This is a genomic window from Psychroserpens mesophilus, from assembly GCF_050617655.1.
Classification (GTDB): Bacteria; Bacteroidota; Bacteroidia; order Flavobacteriales; family Flavobacteriaceae; genus Psychroserpens; species Psychroserpens mesophilus_A.
Genome location: NZ_JBODQC010000587.1, coordinates 1 through 229, shown reverse-complemented (window position 1 = coordinate 229; position 229 = coordinate 1). Strand labels below are relative to the sequence as shown.

The 229-nt window shown below is 30.1% G+C and carries 1 protein-coding gene; it reads left to right on the top strand.

The features are described 5' to 3' along the window. The coding region (locus tag ACRHNM_RS18535) for a hypothetical protein (RefSeq protein ID WP_431138091.1) at positions 1-229 on the top strand (229 nt) is incomplete at both ends.

The window sequence follows — 229 nt, the reverse complement described above, 5'->3', positions numbered from 1 at the left end:
AACAATTAATAGTTAGTATTAGTGCTTCTGATTCTTTTGTGGTAGATTTAAAAACCTATAAAATTAAAGATGTTGCAAATACTTTTTCAGTTGCAAAAACCTTTTCAAGAATTGATGTGAATACTTTGTTTTATGGTAATTACAGACAAGGTGTCGTATATAAAAACCCATTCACTTTACCCATAAAAAACAGCATTCGTAACAGTCGTGTAAAGGCATCTGCAGTAAG